Source organism: Mobiluncus holmesii ATCC 35242, assembly GCF_000185445.1.
GTDB classification, from domain to species: domain Bacteria; phylum Actinomycetota; class Actinomycetes; order Actinomycetales; family Actinomycetaceae; genus Mobiluncus; species Mobiluncus curtisii.
The window spans coordinates 58,617-79,828 of the sequence record NZ_GL622346.1 but is presented as its reverse complement, the minus strand read 5'-3'; the positions used below and the strand labels follow the sequence as shown (position 1 = coordinate 79,828).

The following is a 21,212-nucleotide window of genomic DNA, read 5'->3' as shown; positions in this document are numbered from 1 at the left end:
GCGTGTTTCCTGCAGCGCTATCCGGGATAGCTTGGGTCAGAGACACCGTCAAGGACTTGCTGCCAGTTTCTCCCGGAACGCTTATACAAATCGCCACCCGAGGTAATCAAATAAATCTGATTTTCCTCCTCACCAGCAGCCAAATCCACCGCGTTCTTAACCCCCGGCAAAGACGAAATAGGTCCGAATAGCGGAGCAATTCGAACGGCAGTGTTATCTCCAGAGCCGGTCAGCAGCACCAAGGAATCCCCTTGTAGCCACGCGATTGCGGGAACAACCTCATTTCCGGTCTGCAGCGCTACCGGCGCGGAAAATGATTTGGGAGCCCCCGAAGCGTCCCTGATTACCACCGCGACGCTAACGATGTCAGCCTGACCGACGTGGCGCACGAAAGCAACCCGCGTTCCGTCAGGGCTGACGGTAAAAGTATGAACGGGGTCTCCGCTTTCCCACGGCACTTCCAAATTCACCCTGGCTCCATCGGGACGCAGCGCAATCAGATGGTGCAAATCCGCCGTGTCCAGGGTCCAAATCCAACCGTTTCGGTCGATGGAAGCAGCCAGCAGTTCTCGACCGCTATACAGCTGCGTCACTGTACCGTGCCCCCACATATACAGTCGACGATAGCTGGAATCTGTAAATACGATTTCATTGCCCGCAGTAGAGATAGCCGGATTCGTGATGACTCCGGAACCCACCGCCCCGGCAGGGACCAGGACCTCGGTAGCTCCGGCGTTGAGACGCACCACATTACCGTCTTTAACCATGATGGGGAATTGTGGTGTGGTGCTCTGCGTGATTGGATTCGTATTCTCCAGGGGAACCTTGCCAACACTCAAACTGACAGTAGAAATTCCCGAAACATCTCGCAGGGTTGATTCCATCTGCCAGTATGCCAAGTTAATCGTGGTGGGATCGTTGAGAGGATCTGTGACATTTAGAGACACATTAGCAACCCCATCAAAGACATCCACCGCGCCTCCTGCCAAAGTACTGCCGGCAGGGAAAGCGGAACGAACCGCCCCTTTAAACGGGTCTTGCGGTCCTGCCAAGAGGGCATTGACCAGGTAGGTCGGCAGCCGGCGGCGCGGATACCAACGTAAATCTGGGACCAGGGCTCCTGCATCGTTAGTGAGGAAATACACTGGAGCCGAAGCGTAAATCGAGCTGAAAGCCGACTGCGACAGCATCACCCCGTCCTCCAGAGCCGCGATACGCCACTGGTTATCGGCAGGCTTCACGAGGGAAAACACGGTACGAACCTTTTCGGCGGCTCCCGCCACGGTATAGTTTCCATTTTCGTCGACACTTCCAAGCGCGCGGGCGGTGACTTCGACCGAGCCATCTCCCAGTTCACGAGTTTCCAGTGCAGAATCCGTATCAAAAATTTCAACTTGGGCATCGGGGCGCCAATCCATCGCGGCTTTGGGAGCCAGGAAGGAACGTGCCACGGTAAAGTCATCGGAGTATCCCGCCGAACAGGCACGAATGAAACCGGTCACGATTTGTTCCACGGTTGCATTAGGGACCGGTCCGGGGGCACTCAAACCCAGAAGCGGTTGGTTCGCACCGACTCGCACTTTAGAATCATTGACGGGACCGGCAGTTGGTAACGTAGCGCAGCCGACCAGGCTGAGGGCACATATTGCCACCAGAACAGCGCGCCACCACCGGGTTCGATATTCACTTAGCATGGTTGCACCTCCCCGTTGTTCCCAAGGTCGTCCGTCACGTTCATGGGCGCGTTAGCCTTTTCCGGCGTGGATTGGGGGGGAACGTAACTATCCAAGGTCGGTTCGACATAGTCAGTAATATCCAGAGGTGAAGGACCAAGTTCCATGTCATGCCGCCGCGGCAAAGTCAGCAGGAAAGATGAGCCGTAACCGGTCTTGCCCCAGGCTTGCAGGGTCCCTCCGGACAGGCGGGCATCCTCCAGAGAAATGGCCAACCCCAGTCCGGTCCCCCCCGTGGTCCGCGCTCGTGCTGGATCTGCACGATAGAAACGGTCAAACACGCGACTGGTTACCTCCGGAGACATCCCCACCCCGTGATCAGAAACCCGCAGCGCGACGGCGGTTTCACTGGAATCGGTAGTAATTATCACGGGATTTCCTTCAGAGTGCTCAATGGCGTTAACCAGCAAATTACGCACGATACGGGTCACTCGGCGGGTATCAAGCTCGGCTGCGCAGGGATAGTTTGGCGGATTAAAGATGACTCTGCAGCCCACTTTTTCAGCCAAAGTGGCGTTGTCCTCTACCACTTGCGCGACAAGTTTATTCAGGTCCACTATCTCAAAGTCGAGCCGGGCAGACCCGGAGTCGATACGCGAAATTTCGAGCAAATCCGCCAGCATGGCATCGAAGCGTTCAATCTGATCATGCAACAGTTCCGCGCTTCTCAAAGCGGCAGGGTCGAGTTCTTCACGAGCATCATAAATAACGTCATCGGCGATTCGCATGGTAGTCAGCGGGGTGCGCAGTTCGTGGGACACATCGGAGACAAAACGCTGCTGCAGCCGGGACATTTGCCCCAAAGTATCAATCTTGGATTGCAGGGAATTCGCCATTTTGTTAAAAGAATCAGCTAGCTGCGCGGTTTCATCCTGACCTTGGGAGAGTACTCGCGCATTCAAATCCCCAGCTGCCAAACGTTCTGCGGTGCGCACCGTGCGACGCACCGGCACCAGCACGGAATAAACCACCACCCAGGTCATCCCTGCCACCAGCACCAGAACAGCGAGACCGCCACCGCCTAAAACCCCCATCACCAGGTTTATTGCCGCCTGTTCGTCAGCTAGGGAATACACCAGGTAGAGCTCGTGAGCCCCCGCGAGGGGCAGGCTTACGGCGGTCCCCACCGCAATACCGGGATGCCGTTTGCCTTGCGCGTCCGTAATCTCAATGGACTGCCAATGCTGACCGGTCTTTTGCTGTACCGCTTGACGCAGTTGGGAAGTAATGACTTCCCGCATGTTCTGGGTAGCGATTTCGTTAATTACGAAGGAGGAAGTTTCGCTGGGGTTACGCAAAATTAGCACCGCTGGAGCACTGGATCCTGACGTGAGCGTAGAGATGGAAGTGACCACATCCTGAGCGAGAGACTGTACCTGTTCCACAGTCGAAGCCGGAGCCTGATCGAAACGATTTTGCGCTGCCCGTGCTTGGGTAGCAGCTTCCTCTAAGACCTGATTCAGTCGCTCTTGAAAGATACCGTTTTTGATGGCAGTAGAAGCGTAAATCCCTACTGCGAACAGAATCACCAGTGTGGCGACCAGCATGATGATCGCCATCCGCAGCGCCAACGAGCGCCGCAATCGTTTCGGCACCCACGTAGATTGATTAAATCCAATCAAATAGCGGGGGGCGCTGCCTAAGAATTGCGAGATTCTGCGCTGCCGGCGCGTCCGCCGAAACGTCGTGTATTGCGAGGAACTCACTGAGGTTCAGTCCCAATCCGATAGCCCACGCCGCGGACTGTAAGAACCACAGTAGGATTATCCGGGTCAAGTTCGACCTTGGCGCGTAGCCTCTGGACGTGTACGTTCACCAGGCGCGTGTCGGAGGCATGACGCAACCCCCAGACCTGTTCCAACAATTCTTCGCGGGAAAAGACGCGCCCTGGCTTTGTGGCTAGCGCCACCAACAAGTCATACTCCAGAGGAGTGAGGTTCAAGGGCTTTCCCCCTCGACTCACCTCGTGAGAAGCGAGGTTAATTTCCACCCCCGCAGCTTTCAAGACGTCATGTTCAGCTGCATCCAGGTTGCGCAACCTAGCAGCGACCCGTGCCAATAACTCCTTAGGCTTGAAAGGCTTGGGAATGTAATCATCCGCTCCCGCTTCCAACCCTGCCACTACGTCGGTAGTGTCCGATTTTGCGGTCAGCATGATGATGGGCACATTAGAGAACTCGCGGATTCGGCGGCAAATCTCGATACCGTCCATACCCGGCAGCATCAAATCGAGAAGCAGCAAATCAGGTTCGACTTCCCGAAACTTATCCACGGCTTTTGCACCGTCGGCACAAAAACTTGGTTCATAGGCGGATGATTCCAAAATAATGCCAATCATCTCGCTCAGGGCTTGGTCATCATCTACTACCAGGATTTTTGCACTCATACCCCTATTTTGACACGATTTAGCAATTTGCGGGGAAGCCGCAGCGAAGCTCGGCATTAAAAGGGTTTTTCGGTTTGAACGAGCGCATCTGCGCCTCATCGTGGCAATATTAAGTGAACGAGCTATAGGAAAGGCGCCATGAGCAACAATACTTACTCCCCCCAAGACACTCCTCCCGGAAGTAATTCCGGCGAAACTGCCCCGGCACCGGGTCAGGTCAGCCCAATATCTCCTGAGTCTTCGTTTGTGCCCCCGACCCCGCCTACCCCCGGTAGTTTCCAGACTGGTTCGTGGACACTAACCCCTGAGGACAGCACCAGCAAACCGCCGTCTTTCCCAAATCCTCTTCCGACCCCAGACCCTGCCGCGGCTGCCCCACAGACCTCCGCTCCCAACTTTGGAACGAACAGTACAAACGCTATGAACAGCACCAACGGTGCCGGATTCGACCCCTATGGTTTGAACTATCAACAGGTTCAGCCCGGAATTATTCCGCTGCGCCCGCTAAAACTTGGCGATATTTATAACGGCGCTTTCTCTGCAATCCGTCAGGCCCCCGCTGTCATGTTCGGTCTGGTTTTGGCTCTCTGGGCGGTGCTCGGAGGGTTGACGGGAGCGCTGCTTCATCTCCTCACTCCCGACCTCAATACCTACATGGCTAACGACTTCAATCTTGACAGCACGGACGCCCCGATGGACGGTTTGCTGGAATTTACGGAATCAACGATGCTCATAGGCGTCATCACCAGCCTGCTCCAGATGTTTATCGTCTTTATGACCTTGGGGATTTGCGTGGCTGGACTGGGGCCGTTGGTTTTGGGACGCCGCCCCTCGGTAGCTGATGTGTGGCAAACTTTGAAAGGTCACGTCTGGGGCATCGTTGGCTATTCTCTGTTGCTCATCTTGGGGTCAGTCGTGTTGCTGGGGCTGGGTCTGCTCCCGCTGGGTGGGTTTTTCCTGATTAACATCAAAGATGTCGGGGCATCTCTGGGCTTACTGGGTCTGACTTTTCTCACTCTCATAGCCGTCGCTGTATTTTCCGCCTGGCTCTATATCAAGCTAGTTTTCGCTATCCCCACTGCCGTCATGGAAGATATTGGCATCATCCCGGCATTGAAGCGCTCTTGGAAGCTGACCAAAGGCAGCTTCTGGAAGATTTTTGGCGTCATCTTGCTCACTTCCCTGATCGTTTCATTCCTAGCCAACGGATTGAATGTTGTAATCAGCCTGATTATCTCCGCGTCAATGATGGTCAGTCAGAATTTCTCGGCACTAATGACTCTCTCCGCCGTCTTAAGCACCATCATTACCGGACTGGCGATGCCGTTCTATGGGGCAGTTTTAGGTCTGCTCTACATTGATACGCGAATGCGTCGCGAGGGTCTGGCGGTAAGCCTGCTCCAGGCGGCTCAACAGGGCTAATTAACGACACTGCGGAAAGGACTTTCGGGTAGGGATGCTGAACATTTCAACGCAACTGGGGAGCTTGTGGCTCCATCATGTTGATTTGTCCAGCCTAGTTTTGGCGGACGTATCAGACCGGGAGGGGCGCGACACGCTCGAAGAGGAACTGTCCAAACCGGTTTACCAGGAACGCCCCTCCCTTCTGAAAAAAATCCTAGAGTGGTTTGCCGACACTTTTTCTTCCACCAGCGTCAATCCCGTCCTGCCTTCCTGGCTGTGGCTAATTGCCGCTTTGGTAGTGGCGCTGCTGGTCATCATCATCATGATTTTGTTCACTGGAAACTGGAAGTTCGGGGAGCAAATCAAGCCCACTCTCGCCGACGAGGCTGCGGTTTTCGAGGATAACCGCAGCGCGGTGCAATACTTGGCGGCAGCACAAAATGCCCTCGCCCGCGGGGACTACTCCACGGCTTTCCTGGAGCAATTCCGTCACCTGTTGCGTCTTTGCGAAGCCAATGAACTGCTGGTAATCACTCCCGGACTCACCGCCGGTGAAGGCAGCACCGCCCTCAGTCAGGCAGTTCCTGCAGAATCAGAAGAATTGGCTTGGGCAGCCAACGTATTTAATGCCTTGCGGTATGGGCGTCGAAAATCGGACACTGCCCAAGTACAAAGGCTTATTTCCCTAGATTCTCGGCTGGAGTCTTTCGTTTCAAATCGTTCCCACGTCCGCGGTGACGCCACCGATACACCGCAGGAAGCCCTGGTAACGGCGGGAGGTACTGCCTGATGAGCAGCGCGACCCCGCCTACTGCCACTCCACGTATCTCGGAAGCGATTTTTCGGAGTCGTTGGGTTATCGGCGGTCTGATATTGTTGGCAGTTTTTTCTTTCCTCAGCGCGGTGCTGCGTGCCCCCACTGATGATGTCGATTTGTCCATCCGCAACCCGAAAGGCAGCGGGGCGATGGCTCTGGCTGAAGTGCTGCGCCACCGGGGAGTCATGGTCAAAGACGTCTATTCAATGCGAGACTTGGATAACTTCACTTCCAAAGACACCGTCGTAATCACCAACACCAATGAGATTGACGACGTCGCCCTGCGAGAGATTCTGCACACTCCCACGAACCTGTTGATTATAGGAACTTTGGCGCAAGGTAAACGTTTCGATCCCTATGTGCAATCCGTACCGGCAGGAACTCCCGACGGAATCGAGGCTCAATGCGATTTCCCCGGCGCGAAAGCAGCCCAGACGATTTCCTCTACCCGCGGTTCGCTGCGCCCTTTGCGCCAGCCCGAAGCTGCATGTTTTCCGGTACAAGATAACGCTTTTGCCTACGTATCGTTTAAGCGTCCTGAGGGATTCCACTTAGCTTTGCTGTCTGAGGACAGCCTGGCACGCAACGACACTATCGCCTCTGCCGGTAATGCCGCTTTGCTGTTGAATCTGTTGGGTTCCAGTCCCCAGGTTGGTTGGGTCAACGGCACCACATTCCAGCAGGGTTCTGACCAAAACGGTAAGGATCAGCCTCTGTTACCCGATTTCTTCCTCATTGCCCTAGTGTATTTATTCGTGGCGGCTTTCGTGTTTACGTTGGCACAAGGGCGTCGCTTGGGTCGCGTGGTTCCCGAAGAGTTACCGGTGGTGGTGCACGGTGCCGAGGCGGTTTACGGTCGGGGGCATCTCTACGAAAAGTCTGGAGCGGTAGCGGCGGCTGCCCACAAGGCGCGGGAATACACGGCTCGACGCATAGGCTCAGCTCTGCACATTCCGACCCCGACGACTCCCCCGGTAATGGTGCGGGAAGTGTCTCGCTACACCGGAATTGCCGAGTCACAGATTCACGAACTGCTCTATGGCGAGGTTCCCACTACCGCCCGCGGGTTGGGGAACCTAATGCACGACCTTTATCACCTGACTAAATTAAATCCGCGAAAGGAAAGCTAAATGGATATGCAAGATCCGACTTTGCGCAAGCTCATCGCGTTGCGTACCGAAATCAACAAGGTGGTGAAAGGCCAGGATGCGGTGGTAACCGGGCTGGTAATCGCGTTGTTGGCGGAAGGGCATGTGCTCCTGGAAGGTGTCCCCGGTGTTGCCAAGACCCTGCTGGTGCGAGCTTTGGCGAAATCGCTGGACCTGAGCCACAAACGGGTGCAATTCACTCCGGATTTGATGCCGGGCGATTTGACCGGTTCGCTGATTTTTAATGCCAAAGAGTCATCGTTCACCTTCCGGGAAGGTCCCGTGTTTACGAACTTGCTGCTGGCGGATGAGATTAACCGCACCCCTCCGAAAACTCAAGCTGCCTTGTTGGAAGCTATGGAGGAACACCAAGTCACCGCTGACGGAGTGAGTCGTCCGCTGCCTAAACCTTTCACGGTAATCGCGACCCAGAACCCGGTGGAATACGAAGGTACCTATCCCCTGCCTGAAGCTCAGCTCGACCGATTCTTGCTGAAACTCGATGTTCCTCTGCCGACGCGGGAAACTGAGCTGGAGGTATTGCAGCTACATTTGAGCGGTTTCAACACTCGTGACCTCGATGCAGCGGGAGTGAACGTAGCTGCCAACGCAGCGGACATCGCAGCGGCTCGTCACGCCGTCAAGGACGTTAAAGCCAGCAGTGAAGTGTTGGGCTATATCGTCGACTTGGTGCGCGCCACTCGCTCTTTACCCCAGGTCGAGTTGGGGGTGTCACCCCGTGGCGCGACGGCCCTGCTATCAACTTCACGGGCTTGGGCATGGCTGTCCGGACGCGACTACGTCACCCCGGACGACGTAAAGTCCCTGGTCTTGCCCACGTTCCGACACCGTCTCCGGCTGCGTCCCGAATCTGAAATGGAAGGGGTCAACGCCAAGACCGTCTTGGATAGTGTCCTGGCCACCACCCCGGTGCCTCGCTAAACGCGACGCAATCCGGGTTTTCAAGCTGCAAAGATAGAGGAGAGGCGAAAACATGGCAGTTTCCAAACGCCTAGCGTTTTTGATAGCGCTGGGTATTCCACTGGTGCTGCTGACTCACTGGAAAACTGGCGCCTTTTTTTGGTTGTTGGTGTGCCTGCTGGTGTGGCTGTTTGATGTCATCGCTGCCCCCAGTCCCCGACATCTGGCGATAACCCGTTCTCTGCCCCACACGTTGCGTCAACGTGCCGAAACGCCCTACACCGTGAGCGTGAAAAATCCCACCAAACGCAAATATCATGCCCAGATACGCGACGCGTGGCCACCTTCACTGCAAGCCTTGCCACGCCGGCAACGAGTGACGCTGGACGCGCAGAGCACGACCACTTTACAAGCCAGCTTCACCCCCCAACGCAAAGGCACTCTGCGTAGCGATGCCGTCACCGTGCGTTCTTATGGACCCTTGGGACTGGGGGCTCGTCAGTTCTCCGCACCCATCGTGCAGCAAGTGCAAGTTCTACCCGAGTTTCGCAGCGCCAAATACCTGCCTTCACGCCTAAAAACGTTACGACGTTTGGAGGGCAATTCCCTGGTGATGCAGCGGGGGCAGGGATCGGAATTTGATTCCTTGCGGGAATATGTCCCTGGCGACGACGTGCGCGATATTGAGTGGCATTCTTCCGCGCGACTGCGTACCCCCGTGGTCAAGACTTGGCGCCCAGAACGCGACCGCAACGTTATCATCTGCCTAGATTCTTCGCGCAGCGCCGCAGTGCGGCTCGATAAATATCCCCGTTTGGATGCCTCTATGGAGGCAGCCTTGCTGCTCGGAGCCTTGGCTGGCAGTGCCGGAGATCGGGTTCATCTCATTGCTTTCGACAATCAGATTCGTTTCCATATCCAACCGGATCGCGGTGCAGGGCTGATAACTGAGATGGCGCAAGCTCTGGCTGACCTGCAAGTTTCTCTCACTGAAGCGAACTGGTCAGGGCTCAGCCACACTTTGCTTTCCGGGCTGCGGCAGCGTTCGCTGGTGGTGATTCTGACGGGTTTGGAAGGTGGGGCGGAACGTTCCGGTCTGATGCCGATGATAGAGGCGTTGTCCTCCCGGCATCACGTCCTGGTGGCAAACTCTTTAGATCCCGAATTGGAACGCTTGGCTCAACTTCCCAGCCAATGGAACCTCAATGATGCTAAGCAGTCGCTGGGTCGGTTCAATCCCCGGGATGCGTTCCTGGCGGCAGCTGCGATGGCGGAGTTGAACGAACACGAAGAAGCCGGGAATCTGATACCCCTGTTGGGGGGACACATCTTAAATGCCACCCCCGAAAATCTGCCCCCAAATTTGGCAGATGCCTATATTTCGTTAAAGCGGCGCGGACAGATTTGAGTCGCGTTCTACCAATGCGGGTCAATGTCCTCGGGATGCTTGCCGATGAGTTGGGAAGATTCCTCCAGCACCACCCCGTGAATGAGGTAACGCAAATCATCCGTGGAGCGAGCGCGCTGTTCCAAAGGACGCCGATACACGACTACTTGAGCAGGCAAACTTTTGCCTGGGTCGGCGCCGAAGCCCCTGCCTAGGACCACAGACTCGCTCTCCCAGGGTGCCGGATCCGAAGGCGGGACATCCTCTACCCCGTACTGGATAGCAGCCAGTTCCGGGCAGGCTGCCACCAGGGATCGGACTTCCTGAATGACCAGTTCGTCAAATGTTTCCCGACGGGTTCGGTAACGCGGCAACATCGCTGGAACCAAGACTCCACGGTTACCGCGGCCGTGGCGATCGCGACGGACATAGGCACGTCGCAGCCGTGGTCCGCTGTTGACGTCCCAGCGAATCTCGCCACCCAAATCCAAGACACGAACCCGATCGGTTCTAGTTTTTCCACTCATCGTCTCTAGCTTATCCCGTGACGGCAGCGGGGTCGAGGACGTCCGAAAGAAGTCATCGCTGCGAGATTTAAGCATTTGTCGCAGCTCTCTCGAATTCGGCTCAGAATCGATGTTAGCAAGCGAGCCTGACCGTATCCCGGACGGGGTAACAGTATGCTGGAGGGGTGACTTATACGCGCCGTTGTTCCAAACCAAGCTGCCCCAACCCGGCGGTGGCGACGATGACTTTTGATTACCGGGAGCGCAGCGCAATTATTGGTCCACTCTCTGCCCATCGAAATCCAGGAGCCTACGACTTTTGTCGCGAACACGCGGAAAAGCTGACCGCACCACGGGGCTGGGAAGTCGTACATTTGACGAATTCTTTTACGCCTCCTCCCCCCAACGATGAAGAACTGATGGCTTTAGCCAACGCTGTAAAGGCAGCGGCGCAAAATCCTGCCCCCCGTCAAGCCGTGCATCCCGAAGGGTATCGCGGTCCCCTAGGAAGAGACGCTCACTCGTCCAACGAATCGGACGCAACCGCGTCCGGACCGCCTCCCACCACCGGGAAACGTCACGGTCACCTAACCCTGGTACCGCCCCCGAAACAAGTCAGCTAAAGCAGAGACCGGTCAACCAAACTGTTGACCGGTCTCGCCGTAAGTCTTTCACAGGTGAATGTAGGTATGAGCGTCCGGACCTTCCTTGTCGCGGAAACGCTGCCACGAGGCATGAATTTCTTTCTCGGCTTCTTCACGCCCGACCCAGTTAGCTCCCTCTACGGATTTGCCGGGTTCTAGGTCTTTGTAAACCTCAAAGAAGTGCTGGACTTCCAGGCGATGGAACTCCGAAACATCCTCCAGTTCCGTACGCCACGCCGCTCGCTGGTCAGTGGCGGGAACGCACAAGACTTTATCGTCACCGCCGTGCTCGTCAGTCATGCGGAACATCCCCAGTGCCCGGCACTTGATGACACAGCCGGGGAAGGTTGGCTCTTCCAACAAGACTAAGGCATCGAGCGGGTCGCCATCCAAACCAAGAGAATCGTCGATGAAACCGTAGTCATCAGGGTAGCGAGTGGAGGTGAACAGCATTCGATCCAAAACGATACGTCCTGTCTCGTGATCGACTTCGTACTTGTTTCGGTTCCCCTTCGGAATCTCAATGGTCACATTGAACGTCAAAAAATCCTCAGCCATTATTTTCTTCGGCATCCTTACTTTTTGTGCCACCGGTGTCTCCGGATTGGCGTTACTTGGCATCGACGTCACCTGCTTTGGTGAACATCGCTGTAAACTATTGTGCCACACCCCACCCCAGAGCGACATCTTCTATACTAGATAGGGTTGTTTCCAGATATACGGACCGTGTGACAGGGGGTCGCGGTGCATACCAAAGGACGAGTAAGCGCTACGTTAATTGCTGGCGCCCTGGTTCTCGGCGGTGCTTACGTCGGCGCTGACGGGGCAGACCTAGTGCCCGGTTTTCTGACCTTCAAAGCACCGCTGCCGCGAGTAGCTCCTTTTCCTGATTCTCCTGCGCTGAGTCCCGAGCCAGCTGAGATCCCGCTCTTTGCCAAGTCCACTAATTTCGACGCCAATACGTATAAAGCCCTGGTGCGCGAGTTTGCCACCGATTACCGCCTCGCCAACGCAAAGCTATCGTTTTGGGTAGGCGACCGCAACGGTGTGGAACTGGCGTCTCATGAACCCCAAAGCGCGCTGACTGCCGCTTCGACAACAAAACTGCTCACTGCGGTAGCGGCGCTGCACGAATTTGGTCCGGACGCACGGACCCGCACGGTCGTGGCATGGGATAACGATAAACGCAAACTGTTTTTAATCGGCGGTGGAGACATGCTGCTGGGGGCAGGCGCGGACACACCGCGTTCCGTAAAAGGCTATGCCGGTCTGGATACTCTCGCAGCAGACACCATAATGGCGCTTTCTGCCCAAACTCCGGGGAACACTAAACCGGCTGCCGGAGGTCCCCCGCCCTCCTCCGCGAAAAAATCTAAATCTGCGACCTCGAACTCACCGGCTTCTCGGGACAAATCACCCGCGGGCAGCCTATTGAATGGAAAGCCCTACACTTTGGTGCTGGACACCTCCTGGTTTGGCTCTCAAACTGCCTCTCCTTCTTGGCGCGACGGGGACGACCGCTGGGTTGGCCCCATTCAAGGCATGGCCATTAACACTGGGCTGGTCGATCCGAATGCTTACCGGGGGTACCAATCTGACCCAGCCGGGGTCGCGGGTCAGGCTTTCGCGCAAGCCTTAAGCCGTTTGGGTGGGGCTGGACCAGCCAAAGTCGAGGTAGGTAAATCGGGTCTGGCGTCAAAAGAGCTCCTTGATCCGCTCTCCCCCTTACCGAAAGTGAGTACCGAGGCTTCTGCCAGTCACGGTCCCGTTCCGATTACTTACGCACAAGGGGCGCCGCTCGCCCAGGTGGAACGGCAAATGTTAAAGATTTCGGATAATACTTTAGCGGAGAGTCTCGGTCGACTGGTGGCACTGCACCGCAACGCGAAACCGACGTTTGCAGGCTCGGGAGCAGCGGTCATGGATTCACTGCGAGAGTTGGGTGTGGACCTGGGCAAAACCGAGCTGAAGGGCTGTTCAGGGCTGGCTTATGAGACGCGGATTCCGGCGCGAGTCTTGGCAGACGTGGTACGACTGACGACGAGTCGAGACCATCCCGAATTGCACTCGGTTACTGCCAATGTCCCCGTGGCAGGCGCAGATGGCACTTTGGAGCACACTTATCAGGGAACTCTGGCTGCAGGAGTCGTGCGTGGCAAAACCGGCACGTTAGCGATTACGAATTCGCTGGCAGGAACTTTCGTGCGCGATAACCAGGAGTTTATTTATGCCCTGATCATCTCTGGTTACCCGGAGTCTCAAGGTGGTCCCAGTATTGAAGCTAAACAGATGTTCATCAACGGATTGCTCGGCGCGAAAACGTCTTTCTCGAAAGTTGACCCCAAGAGCCAACCTCCGGATTCTCCTCCTGGCGCTCCTGCCCCGTCGAGTCCAGACTCGTCCGCCGAGTAAAACCGCGCTGACCTGCGCTTTGAAATGCCGGTTTCGCATTTTGGTCGTGAGGTTGCTACAATCACAGCATGATTAAACGAATGCCTCGCTGACGTGCACGTCAGCCTCTAAACGTCCCGCACCGCGTCCGGTGCTGAGCATTCGTATCTTTATGTTCCTGCGTGCCCGTCAGAGCCAAATTCTTTTGGGGACAAGTTTGTACAACCACAACTCACGCAAAGGAAACTACTATGTCTAAAACTACTATTGGACCCAACTGGGTCGACCACCCTGAATGGGGCTTCGATACACTGCAGATTCATGCCGGATATGCCGGCGATCCGACCACGGGCACGCAAACGGTGCCGATTTATGCCACGAACGCATTTCATTTTCCGAGTGCGGAGTCGGCAGCTGCCCGATTTGCTCTGCAGGAGCTGGGTCCCATTTATTCTCGCCTGGGTAATCCCACCAACGATGCTTTGGAAGCTCGGATTGCCGCGCTGGAAGGCGGTGTTGGGGCGATTGCGACCGGCTCGGGTCAAGCTGCCATCACGCTGACCATTTTGACTTTGGCTTCGAAGGGACAAAATGTGGTGGCTTCAAACTCGATTTATGGGGGCACCTTTAACCTGTTGGGTCATACTTTGGATCGTCTCGGTATCGAGGTGCGTTTTGTTGACGATCCTCGCGACATTAGTCAGTGGACGGCCCGCACCGACGCGAACACGGCAGCTTACTATGGGGAGCTGGTGCCCAATCCACAGGGCGATGTGCTGGACCTGGAGCCTTTGGCTCAAGCCGCACATGCGGTCGGGATTCCACTCGTTGTCGACAATACGGTTCCCACCCCGTATCTGTGCCGTCCCATTGAGTTTGGGGCTGACATCGTGGTGCATTCCGCCACCAAGTACCTGGGCGGGCACGGTTCAGCCATGCTCGGTGTCGTGGTTGATTCCGGTCGGTTCGACTATGCTGCGGAAAAAGCGGCTCCACGTTTCCCCGGTTTCAACTCTCCTGATTCCTCTTATCATGGCGTTGTTTATGCCCGCGATTTCGGTGTAGAGGGGTCCTTAGGGGCAAACTTGGCATTTATCTTGAAAGCACGAGTGGAAGGTCAGCGGGATCTCGGTTTTGTAGCCTCACCTTTCGCGGTGTGGACGGTAGGACTGGGTGTGGATACGCTGAGCCTACGGATGGAACGACACATTGCCAACACGCGTCAGGTCGCTGAATTCCTGGAGTCCCAAGTGGGCAAGGGCTTAGTAGAGACGGTGCGGTGGTCTTCGCTGCCTTCCTCTCCGTTCTATGCGCTGGCACAAAAATACACCCCAAAGGGCTGCGGTTCCCTGTTGAACTTTGATTTGGCAGGAGGTCTGGAAGCCGGTAAGGCGTTCATCAATTCCCTGGAATTGCTGGCGAATGTCGCAAATATCGGAGACGTACGTTCCTTAGCGGTTCACCCTGCCTCCACCACGCACGCTCAGCTGACTACAGCCGAGCTGTTAGCGCAGGGCATCACCCCCGGCACCGTCAGACTGTCGATTGGTATCGAAGATCCTCAGGATATTTTGGCAGATATTGAACGCGGTCTGGCCGCGGCACAGCAGGTAAACGTCGCATAGTTAAATAATTCTCACTTACTTAGGAATACTGATGACTATCAAAGACCTCTATGCGGCTCCGCGTCCCGCGGTTTCGTCTCTCCCCGAGTCCGGCGCGACCTCGCGCCGGACCGGGTCAGGGCGAGACCTGCGAGTATCGTACGAGCTGTATCCACCGCGCAACTCCCGCCTGACTTCCCAGGCATGGGCAGGAATAGACCGGCTGCTGGATTCTCGTCCCGATTACGTCTCCGTCACTTTTGGAACGAGCGGTACAACACCGGACGCTTCGCAATCTGTCCTCTGGCACGCTTTGAAGCGTTCAGGGCGCCCCGTCCTGGCACACCTAACCTGTTTGGGGAAAACCCGAACGAAACTGGTGGGAATCATCCAGGACATGATGGATTTGGGAGTGCGTGATTTCCTCGCGTTGCGCGGAGATGAAGCTCCCGATAGTGCGTCAGGAGCAGCCGAGCCAAACGAATTTGACCGAGCGTTCCAACTTGTGCAGTTAATCAGGGAAGTTTCCGCTGATTATCTGGGGGATGCCCACGCCGTTAGCATCGCGGTGGCAGCTTATCCAGCGGGAAGTATCCAGACTCGCACGGATGCAGTTCAAGCCCTGGTGCAAAAGCAAGCGGCTGGCGCCGACTTTGCCATCACCCAAGTGTTTTACCAGGCTCGGGACTATGCCGAGCTAGTTCAATCAGCAACGTACCAAGGCGTGACGATACCCATCGTTCCGGGAATAATTCCGTTTACAGACATGCACCGCCTCCAACGACTCGAAGGTCTCACCGGGGTTCCAGTTCCGGAAAGGATTAAGAGCATAGCTAATATCTCTGATCCAGCCGAGCGAATCTTGGAGAGCTTAGGTGCCACTCTGAACTTCGTCAACGACCTCATTGAAGCCAATGCCCCCGGCATTCACTTCTATACCTTTAACCGCCCCCGACCGGTCTTGGACTTGGTGGAGCATCTCCGTTCACGCGGCTTTACCCACGTGGATCAGGAGGACTCCCAAGACTTGCTCGGTCTGATGAATGCCACCATGCACCGTATCTCTCCCTGAGTTTCCTCACCAAGAAAGCTCAGCGAGACAAATCGAATTTAATCAAAAATCACAAATTATGACCTATGGAAAGGACTGTCGAAAATGACTGAAAAGCAAACTTTTCCCGCCGCCACTGTAGCGGGATACCCGAGGATTGGCGCAAACCGCGAACTGAAGCGCAGCCTGGAACACTACTGGGGTCAAAAAATCGATTGCGCCACTTTTGATACCCAGATAAACCAGCAGTTAACGACCCGTATCGACCATCTCAAAGACTTGGGACTGACCGAACCGGGATCAAATCCCGGAGACTTTGTGCTCTATGACCAAGTATTGACCCTGACCTGCGCCCTGGGAGCAGTACCCCAGCGTTTTGGTAACTTGGTACGCCCCGACGGCTCTCTGGATGTGGACGGAGAGTTCACCCTGGCGCGGGGCGTCGATGATAAAGCTGCTTTGGAAATGACCAAATGGTTTGACACGAACTATCACTATCTGGTTCCCGAAATCGGTCCTTACACGCAGATTTCTGCCGTGGCTAACCCCTGGCTGGAACAAGTCAAGGTGGGGGGCAGCGCGCTGCGACCGGTCCTCATCGGTCCCGTTACCTATCTGTTGGGTGCAAAAGCGAGCGCGGACGCCCCGACCCATTTCCAGCCCTTGCAGCGATTGGACGCAGTGTTGGCAGGATTCGAGGTTTTCCTCAGCCAGTTCGCGGCAGCCGGGGTGACGTGGGTCCAGCTGGATGAGCCAGCTTTGGTGTGTGACACCTGGTCCACTTCCCGCGAGGAAGTGCTGGAGGTGGCTCGGAAAACTTACGAATTTTTGAGCAAACTGACCAATCGCCCGCAAATTTTTGTTAACGCTCCGTACGGACCACTGGGTCTCGATGGACTGAACGTGCTGACTGCCACCGACGTGGAAGCTATTGGTCTGGATTTGGTAGCCGGTCCCGTGCCCAGCCCTGCTGACCTTAAGACTATCGGCGACAAGACCCTGGTGGCGGGCATCGTGTCCGGTCGCAACGTGTGGCGCACCGACTTGCGGCAGGCTCTCGCGACTTTACAGGCGATTCACCAGGTCGTCCCTAATCTCAGCGTGTCCACCTCCACGTCGCTGCAGCATGTTCCACACGATGCGGCGGTAGAGACGTCCCTGGACCCACAAGTGCGTTCCTGGTTGGCTTTTGCGGACCAAAAAATTGCCGAGGTACAGACCTTGGCGCGTGGTTTGGCAGATCCCAATTCTATTACCGCTGAGCTGGCAGAAAATGCCGAAATCTTGGCTTCTCGAGCTAACCATCCGGGAGTAAAGCGTGCCGAGGTGCGTCAGGCTACCGCGGCCGTGACGGTGGCAGACCGGACTCGTGACCCGTATCCGCAGCGTTTGGCGGCACAAGCGGAGATTCTGCAGTTGCCCCTGCTGCCCACCACTACGATTGGTTCTTTCCCACAAACCACCGAGATTCGACAGGCTCGCGCCGCATTCCGCCGCCACGAAATCGACGAGGCGCAATATGACGAGGAAATCCGCAATGAGATTGCTCGGGTCGTAAAGCTGCAGGAAGATCTCGGTTTGGACGTTTTGGTACACGGAGAAGCTGAACGTAACGACATGGTGCAGTTCTTTGCCGAAAACTTGGAGGGCTTCGCCACCACGGAACATGGCTGGGTGCAGTCCTACGGTTCACGTTGCACTCGCCCTTCGATTCTGTGGGGAGATGTCACGCGTTCTCACCCCATTACGGTCGAATGGTCTACCTATGCTCAATCTCTCACCACAAAGCCGATGAAAGGAATGCTGACCGGTCCTGTCACCATCATGGCGTGGTCTTTCGTCCGTGATGATGAGTCTCGGGCGGAGGTCGCAGATCAACTGGGGTTGGCGCTGCGAGACGAAATCGCTGACCTCAACGCTGCCGGCATTAAGATCGTGCAGGTCGACGAACCAGCGATTCGCGAACTGTTGCCATTGCGGGCAGCCGGACGAGAACAATATTTGCAATGGTCGGTGGGGGCATTCCGCCTCGCCACCGGCGGGGCTCCCAAAGAGCTGCAAATCCACACCCACTTGTGTTATTCCGAGTTCAATGTGGTGGTAGATGCAATCGATCACCTGGATGCGGACGTCACCTCGATTGAAGCCAGCCGCTCAAAGATGGACATTTTGCCGGCGGTGCACGAGCACGGTTTCGAGCGTGGGTTAGGACCGGGGATTTGGGACATTCACTCACCCCGAGTGCCTAAACTTGATGAGGAAGTCGGACTGTTGGAAAAGGCCGTTGCCGCTTTGGATCCGCAGCAAGTTTGGGTCAACCCGGACTGCGGGTTAAAGACCCGCGCTTATGCGGAAACAGTCGCCACCTTAGAGAACTTGGTCGGGGCGGCGAAGGCGGTGCGAGTGAAGCTCGAAGCCTGAACCTGCACACCGGAGAGCCGAGGATAGCGATGCCAGAGACGAATGAGTTGTTACCTGTCAGTGGGGCTTGGAGACCTACTGACCCCAAGGGAAATCGTCAGTTTGCAGCCCTGGGGATGCTGAAGCTAGAGAGCGGATCGACTCTGCCGGGTGCCCGGCTCGCTTTTGAGACTTTCGGCACATTGAACGCTGACAAATCCAACGCTATCCTCATCGATCACGCGCTCACCGGAGATTCTCATGTCTACGGCGCAGCCGGGCCGGGTCACGTCACTCCTGGATGGTGGAACGAGGTGGTCGGGCCTGGTGCCGCGGTAGATACGGACCGATGGTTTGTGGTTTGCCCCAACGTGTTAGGAGGGTGTCAAGGTTCGACCGGTCCTGCCACTTTGGCACCGAACGGGCGTGCTTGGGGGTCGCGTTTTCCCCTGTTGACGACTCGCGATCAGGTGGCGGCAGAAAAAATCCTCATGAATCAGCTCGGCATTCCCCGCTGGTTTGCCGTCATTGGTTGCTCCCATGGGGGGCATCGGGCTCTGGAGTGGGCAGTGACCTATCCCGAGCAGGTGGAGCGGCTGGTGGCAGTAGCTACCGGCTGCGCCACCACTGCCGAACAAGCTGCTTGGTGCCATGTCCAGATGCATGTGCTGGAACTGGACACGAATTTTCACAACGGCGACTATTACGATAATCCTCCTGGTCAGGGACCATTCCGTGGGTTAGCTTTAGCCCGGGAGGTCGCGCATACTACCTACCGTTGCCCCAAGGAACTGCAGGAGCGGTTCGGACGCGATCCGGGATACCAGGAAGATCCCCTTTCGGGAGGTCGCTTGGCGGTGCAGTCTTATCTGGACCATCACGGAGTGAAATTGGCAAAACGCTTCGATGCTGGGTCCTATCGGGTGTTGACTCGCTCGATGCTGACGCACGACGTAGGGAGGGGCCGAGGCGGTTTAGAAGTTGCACTTTCCCAGGTACAGGCTCGTGTTCTGGCACTGGGAGTAGACTCTGACCGGCTCTTTTACCCCTCTCAAACGCAACAGTTGGCTCGATTGACCCGACACAGCCAGGCGGTCATTATTCATTCCGATTCCGGGCATGATGGCTTCTTGATTGAGAATGATGCGGTCGGTCAGGCAATCGGTGAGTTCCTCACCACCGAGGACACCACCATTGGCTGCTGAGGGACTGATTCCATCAGGAACCTGAGTGGGACAGGTTTCAAATTTGTTATTCCTGACCGGAAAACCTTGAAAATTCAGTCATTTCTGCGTCACGAATCGTCACACACGTTAGAATTTAAGGATGCGATACCTTCCTGACGTACTGGGTCCTGGGTTCGAGGCTGCGAAACTTCAGTTGGAACCCGATCAGATTTCTCCACGCACAGCCACGTTGGTGCGCTACATTCCCTCGGAGGATCCAAAATCACAGCTGCCCGATCGAGTCGTACCGGTAAATGTGAAACCCGGTGGGGGTCCTAACCAGGGCAGCTTCCGGATTCTCCCGCCGCCAGCCAGCCCCCAACAGCATACCGAGGGCTACGTTTCCGATTCCGGCATATCGGCTCAATGGGACAGCTCATCAACCCGAAATCTGGATTACCTTCAGGATTACCTCAGCTCAGAGCTGCGAGGGCGCGAAATCCAAGTCGAAACAGAACTTGACGCGGTGTCGGCTCCCCGTTTTATCGCCGTGTACGTTCACGGCTGGAATGACTATTTTTATCAAGCTCATCTGGCGCGGATGATGGCGCGTCTGGGAGCCGCATTTTACGGTCTTGACCTGCATCGTTACGGTCGGAATATGCCACCCTGGTCCGGTTTAGTTTCGTTTAACTGTTACGAGGATGATTACGCCTCTTATGACTGTGAGATAGATTGGGCTATCGCTACAGCTCGCCAGGAACACCCTGATTTGCCGGTAGTTGTGATGGGGCATTCCAATGGGGGTGCCGTAGTTTCCGGGTGGGCTTCGCGTCACCACGATGCCTATGACGGTCTCATCTTTATTTCGCCCTGGGTGGTACATGACGTATCCGGAATTCCTGCCGGGAATACGGTCCGTAGCTTCATCGCGAAATATCTAAAGAAGCTGCATATCCCCATGCTGGGACCAGGGTCTACGGTTTACCAAGACTCTTTGGTGGGATACCGCACTATTGGTTCGCCGCTGCCTCGCCGCCTAGTTCCATTTCGCAATGATCCGGCGGTGTGCGGTTGGACCACAAACTCGCGTTGGCGCATGAGCAGCGGGACTCCCCTTTTGTTTGGTTGGCTTTCCGCTATCCTGAGCACCCAGCAGTGGCTGGTCGATTATGCGCGTTTTTCTGACCAACCTGTACTCTGCTTGACGGCAGCGCATGACCCGGATGATTTTTACCAGCCGGAGATTGCTCGGATTGACAAGCTCATCGCTCAGAGGTGGAAGTCTCTTGGGCTTTCACCGCGCCGTCAGAACCTGTTGAAACATCAGCTATATCTGTCAACCATGTCAAGGTTAACTAGAGGTAGCAGCAACGCTTTAGAGATGGAAAACCCCTATAAAACTGCGCTGGTAGGCTGGACCGAAGCGGCACGTCACATTGACACGGTGTTGAATGGAAATCTCATCGCAGATCGAATCAATACCCTTTACGGTCGAGTGGGCAGCGGATTAACGCTGCGACAAATGTCCGGTTTACATGATTTAACTCTGTCCCAGCCTTTGGAACGGGCAGAGTTTTTCGCGGAAGTGGCAGCTTGGATTTCTCATTCTGGCATTCTTAACAAATAAGCAAATCTTCCTTTAAATGCTTAC

Annotated in this window: 17 protein-coding genes; 12 read left to right on the top strand and 5 right to left on the bottom strand. The window is 55.9% G+C overall.

Annotation, left to right across the window (positions count from 1 at the left end; genetic code table 11):
- Nucleotides 1-17: 17 nt before the first annotated feature.
- The 3 genes from HMPREF0576_RS00345 to mtrA all read right to left on the bottom strand — a co-directional run bounded on the left by HMPREF0576_RS00345 (nt 18) and on the right by mtrA (nt 4,119).
- The gene (locus HMPREF0576_RS00345; RefSeq protein ID WP_004010281.1) at nt 18-1,694 is read right to left on the bottom strand and encodes an LpqB family beta-propeller domain-containing protein; all 1,677 of its coding nucleotides are present in this window, start codon (nt 1,692-1,694) and stop codon (nt 18-20) included.
- The gene (gene mtrB / locus HMPREF0576_RS00340; RefSeq protein WP_004010280.1) at nt 1,688-3,355 is read right to left on the bottom strand and encodes an MtrAB system histidine kinase MtrB; all 1,668 of its coding nucleotides are present in this window, start codon (nt 3,353-3,355) and stop codon (nt 1,688-1,690) included. Before mtrB ends, HMPREF0576_RS00345 begins: the two co-directional genes overlap by 7 nt.
- Nucleotides 3,356-3,435: 80 nt before the next feature.
- The gene (gene mtrA, locus HMPREF0576_RS00335; protein WP_013188750.1) at nt 3,436-4,119 is read right to left on the bottom strand and encodes an MtrAB system response regulator MtrA; all 684 of its coding nucleotides are present in this window, start codon (nt 4,117-4,119) and stop codon (nt 3,436-3,438) included.
- A gap of 138 nt (nt 4,120-4,257) precedes the next feature.
- Here mtrA and HMPREF0576_RS00330 point away from each other — a divergent pair, with 138 nt between their 5' ends.
- Genes HMPREF0576_RS00330 through HMPREF0576_RS00310 form a run of 5 tightly spaced genes read left to right on the top strand, consistent with a single transcriptional unit; the run spans nt 4,258 to nt 9,817 of the window.
- Nucleotides 4,258-5,541: a membrane protein gene (locus tag HMPREF0576_RS00330; protein ID WP_013188751.1), complete on the top strand. Its 1,284-nt coding sequence runs from the start codon at nt 4,258-4,260 to the stop codon at nt 5,539-5,541.
- A gap of 34 nt (nt 5,542-5,575) precedes the next feature.
- Nucleotides 5,576-6,313, top strand: a complete 738-nt coding sequence (locus HMPREF0576_RS00325) for a DUF4129 domain-containing protein (protein WP_004008416.1) — start codon at nt 5,576-5,578, stop codon at nt 6,311-6,313.
- Nucleotides 6,313-7,470: a DUF4350 domain-containing protein gene (locus HMPREF0576_RS00320; protein ID WP_004010279.1), complete on the top strand. Its 1,158-nt coding sequence runs from the start codon at nt 6,313-6,315 to the stop codon at nt 7,468-7,470. The genes HMPREF0576_RS00325 and HMPREF0576_RS00320 overlap by 1 nt, the downstream gene beginning before the upstream one ends.
- Nucleotides 7,471-8,430 carry an AAA family ATPase gene (locus HMPREF0576_RS00315; protein ID WP_004008418.1) on the top strand — a complete coding sequence of 320 codons (960 nt, stop codon included), beginning with the start codon at nt 7,471-7,473 and terminating at the stop codon, nt 8,428-8,430.
- Nucleotides 8,431-8,482: 52 nt separating this feature from the next.
- Complete coding sequence (locus HMPREF0576_RS00310) at nt 8,483-9,817, top strand: DUF58 domain-containing protein (RefSeq protein ID WP_004008419.1); 1,335 nt, start codon at nt 8,483-8,485, stop codon at nt 9,815-9,817.
- Nucleotides 9,818-9,825: 8 nt separating this feature from the next.
- On the opposite strand, the gene HMPREF0576_RS00305 is transcribed toward HMPREF0576_RS00310, so the two are convergent.
- Nucleotides 9,826-10,398: a metallopeptidase family protein gene (locus HMPREF0576_RS00305; protein WP_004008420.1), complete on the bottom strand. Its 573-nt coding sequence runs from the start codon at nt 10,396-10,398 to the stop codon at nt 9,826-9,828.
- Between the two features lie 89 nt (nt 10,399-10,487).
- Between HMPREF0576_RS00305 and HMPREF0576_RS00300 the strand changes: the two genes are divergently transcribed.
- Nucleotides 10,488-10,925, top strand: coding sequence for a DUF3499 domain-containing protein (locus HMPREF0576_RS00300; RefSeq protein ID WP_081456822.1), 438 nt, complete (start codon nt 10,488-10,490; stop codon nt 10,923-10,925).
- Nucleotides 10,926-10,973: 48 nt separating this feature from the next.
- On the opposite strand, the gene HMPREF0576_RS00295 is transcribed toward HMPREF0576_RS00300, so the two are convergent.
- Complete coding sequence (locus tag HMPREF0576_RS00295) at nt 10,974-11,504, bottom strand: inorganic diphosphatase (RefSeq protein WP_425357315.1); 531 nt, start codon at nt 11,502-11,504, stop codon at nt 10,974-10,976.
- A 186-nt stretch (nt 11,505-11,690) separates the two neighbouring features.
- On the opposite strand from HMPREF0576_RS00295, the gene HMPREF0576_RS00290 reads away from it, so the two are divergent.
- The 6 genes from HMPREF0576_RS00290 to HMPREF0576_RS00265 all read left to right on the top strand — a co-directional run bounded on the left by HMPREF0576_RS00290 (nt 11,691) and on the right by HMPREF0576_RS00265 (nt 21,188).
- Entirely contained in the window at nt 11,691-13,358 is a 1,668-nt protein-coding gene (locus tag HMPREF0576_RS00290) for a D-alanyl-D-alanine carboxypeptidase/D-alanyl-D-alanine-endopeptidase (RefSeq protein WP_004010276.1), read from the top strand.
- Between the two features lie 230 nt (nt 13,359-13,588).
- Complete coding sequence (locus HMPREF0576_RS00285; RefSeq protein ID WP_004010275.1) at nt 13,589-14,962, top strand: O-acetylhomoserine aminocarboxypropyltransferase/cysteine synthase family protein; 1,374 nt, start codon at nt 13,589-13,591, stop codon at nt 14,960-14,962.
- Between the two features lie 31 nt (nt 14,963-14,993).
- Entirely contained in the window at nt 14,994-16,013 is a 1,020-nt protein-coding gene (locus tag HMPREF0576_RS00280; protein WP_004008425.1) for a methylenetetrahydrofolate reductase, read from the top strand.
- Between the two features lie 84 nt (nt 16,014-16,097).
- Nucleotides 16,098-18,413 carry a 5-methyltetrahydropteroyltriglutamate--homocysteine S-methyltransferase gene (metE, locus tag HMPREF0576_RS00275; RefSeq protein ID WP_004010274.1) on the top strand — a complete coding sequence of 772 codons (2,316 nt, stop codon included), beginning with the start codon at nt 16,098-16,100 and terminating at the stop codon, nt 18,411-18,413.
- Nucleotides 18,414-18,442: 29 nt separating this feature from the next.
- A complete protein-coding gene (metX, locus tag HMPREF0576_RS00270; protein ID WP_004010273.1) occupies nt 18,443-19,597 on the top strand; it encodes a homoserine O-acetyltransferase MetX in 1,155 nt (384 codons plus the stop codon).
- Nucleotides 19,598-19,718: 121 nt separating this feature from the next.
- Nucleotides 19,719-21,188: an alpha/beta hydrolase gene (locus tag HMPREF0576_RS00265; RefSeq protein ID WP_004010272.1), complete on the top strand. Its 1,470-nt coding sequence runs from the start codon at nt 19,719-19,721 to the stop codon at nt 21,186-21,188.
- The last annotated feature ends 24 nt before the right edge of the window (nt 21,189-21,212 follow it).

Bases quoted from the DNA above. Each gene is read 5' to 3' on its own strand.
- HMPREF0576_RS00265 (WP_004010272.1), top strand. From the start codon at position 19,719: ATGCGATACCTTCCTGACGTACTGGGTCCTGGGTTCGAGGCTGCGAAA.
- HMPREF0576_RS00325 (WP_004008416.1), top strand. From the start codon at position 5,576: ATGCTGAACATTTCAACGCAACTGGGGAGCTTGTGGCTCCATCATGTT.
- HMPREF0576_RS00315 (WP_004008418.1), top strand. From the start codon at position 7,471: ATGGATATGCAAGATCCGACTTTGCGCAAGCTCATCGCGTTGCGTACC.
- HMPREF0576_RS00285 (WP_004010275.1), top strand. From the start codon at position 13,589: ATGTCTAAAACTACTATTGGACCCAACTGGGTCGACCACCCTGAATGG.
- metE (WP_004010274.1), top strand. From the start codon at position 16,098: ATGACTGAAAAGCAAACTTTTCCCGCCGCCACTGTAGCGGGATACCCG.
- HMPREF0576_RS00310 (WP_004008419.1), top strand. From the start codon at position 8,483: ATGGCAGTTTCCAAACGCCTAGCGTTTTTGATAGCGCTGGGTATTCCA.
- HMPREF0576_RS00280 (WP_004008425.1), top strand. From the start codon at position 14,994: ATGACTATCAAAGACCTCTATGCGGCTCCGCGTCCCGCGGTTTCGTCT.
- HMPREF0576_RS00345 (WP_004010281.1), bottom strand. From the start codon at position 1,694: ATGCTAAGTGAATATCGAACCCGGTGGTGGCGCGCTGTTCTGGTGGCA.
- HMPREF0576_RS00295 (WP_425357315.1), bottom strand. From the start codon at position 11,504: ATGGCTGAGGATTTTTTGACGTTCAATGTGACCATTGAGATTCCGAAG.
- HMPREF0576_RS00320 (WP_004010279.1), top strand. From the start codon at position 6,313: ATGAGCAGCGCGACCCCGCCTACTGCCACTCCACGTATCTCGGAAGCG.
- HMPREF0576_RS00330 (WP_013188751.1), top strand. From the start codon at position 4,258: ATGAGCAACAATACTTACTCCCCCCAAGACACTCCTCCCGGAAGTAAT.
- HMPREF0576_RS00305 (WP_004008420.1), bottom strand. From the start codon at position 10,398: ATGCTTAAATCTCGCAGCGATGACTTCTTTCGGACGTCCTCGACCCCG.
- mtrA (WP_013188750.1), bottom strand. From the start codon at position 4,119: ATGAGTGCAAAAATCCTGGTAGTAGATGATGACCAAGCCCTGAGCGAG.
- metX (WP_004010273.1), top strand. From the start codon at position 18,443: ATGCCAGAGACGAATGAGTTGTTACCTGTCAGTGGGGCTTGGAGACCT.